This window comes from Mesorhizobium sp. M1E.F.Ca.ET.063.01.1.1 (assembly GCF_003998155.1).
GTDB lineage: Bacteria > Pseudomonadota > Alphaproteobacteria > Rhizobiales > Rhizobiaceae > Mesorhizobium.
The window spans coordinates 1-1,509 of the sequence record NZ_RZSC01001078.1 but is presented as its reverse complement, the minus strand read 5'-3'; the positions used below and the strand labels follow the sequence as shown (position 1 = coordinate 1,509).

At 64.9% G+C, this 1,509-nt stretch carries 2 protein-coding genes; both read left to right on the top strand.

Annotated elements, in window-relative coordinates:
* Window positions 1-321: 321 nt before the first annotated feature.
* On the top strand, window positions 322-1,266 hold the full coding sequence (gene iolE, locus EOA29_RS36175; protein ID WP_126090796.1) for a myo-inosose-2 dehydratase: 945 nt from the start codon (window positions 322-324) through the stop codon (window positions 1,264-1,266).
* Window positions 1,263-1,509, top strand: a 247-nt coding sequence (locus EOA29_RS36170) for an ATP-binding cassette domain-containing protein (RefSeq protein WP_145970033.1), incomplete at its 3' end; no start/stop codon positions are given. The genes iolE and EOA29_RS36170, both read left to right, overlap by 4 nt.

Sequence of the window (1,509 nt, the reverse complement as noted above, 5' to 3'; positions counted from 1 at the left end):
CACTCGGGTCTGGCAGCGAACCTCAGCTCTTCCATATGCCACACCCTTCCATGGTTCTCCCTCCCCATCCTGCCACAGCCGTCGGCGGACTTGAACTGGTTCCTTCATTTTCCGGAAAACTGGCCCTCGCGATGGAGACAGAGCGGCGTAGACTCCAATCGCTGACGTTGGGGTAAGACGTCGAGGCGTTTAGGCAAGGCTCTGGGAGGGCGTCTGGCCAAACGAAAATGGCAGGCTTTGCCTCCTTCCGAAAGCACACGCAGCCATTTCCCTCCCGAAACGAACACCCTGCAGCCTTCGGGCGCAGGCGGAAAGCGAGCAATGACGACAGTTCGACTTGGCATCAATCCGATCACCTGGACCAATGACGACGTGCCGGAACTGGGCGGCGACACGCCGCTCGAGACGTGCCTCAGCGAAACCGCGGAAGCGGGCTTTGCGGGAACGGAGCTCGGCGGCAAGTTCCCGCGCGAGGCCCGCACGCTCGGCCCCATCCTCGACCGTTACGGGCTGGCGCTGGTCTCCGGCTGGTATGACGGGCGCATCTGCGAACGCGAGGTGGACGAAGAATTCGAGGCGATCCGCCCGCATCTGACGCTGCTCAAGGAGCTCGGGGCGAGCCATGTCGTTTATGCCGACACCTCGCGCGGCCGCCATGGCGCGATCCACGACCCGATCTCGCAGCGGCCGAAGCTCGCAGCCGAGGAGTGGAAGCCCTACGGCGAAAAGATCACGCGGCTGGCCGAACGTTTTGCCGATTTCGGCGTCGACATGGCCTTTCACCATCATATGGGCACGATCGTCGAAACCGATGCCGAGATCGACATGCTGATGAAGATGACCGGCGAGGCGGTCGGGCTGCTCTACGACACCGGCCACTGCGCCTTCTCCGGCGGCGACCCGGAGCAGTTGCTGCGCCGGCATGTCGGCCGCGTCGTCCATGTCCATTGCAAGGACGTGCGCCCGGCGGTGCTGAAGAAGGCACGTGACACCGACATGAGCTTCATGGGCGCGGTGATGGAAGGCATCTTCACGGTGCCCGGCGACGGCGCGATCGACTATGCGAGCCTGCTGAAAATCCTCGCCGACAAGGGCTATGCCGGATGGCTGGTTGTGGAGGCCGAGCAGGACCCGGCCAAGGCGCATCCGCTGACCTATGCTACAATGGGCTACCGCAACCTGCGCGACCTCGCCCGCAAGGCCGGCTTCACGGTCGACGAGCGGAAGGGCTTGGGAGCAAGCGCGGAGCGGCGGGGAGGGCGATGAGCTCGGTCCTGTTCAAAAGCGTGGTCAAGAATTTCGGCGCGCTCAACGTGCTGCGATCGCTCGACCTCGCCGTGCCGGACCACAAATTCCTCGCCCTGCTCGGCCCGTCGGGCTGCGGCAAGACGACGGCGCTGCGCCTCCTGGCCGGACTCGACATGCCGACCGCCGGCAAGGTCTTCATCGGCGAGCGCGACGTCACCCGGCTGCAGCCGCGCGACCGCGACATCGCCATGGTCTTCCAGA

What these genes read in the sequence shown, in the direction of transcription:
- iolE (WP_126090796.1), top strand. Translation starts at nt 322, where the DNA reads ATGACGACAGTTCGACTTGGCATCAATCCGATCACCTGGACCAATGAC.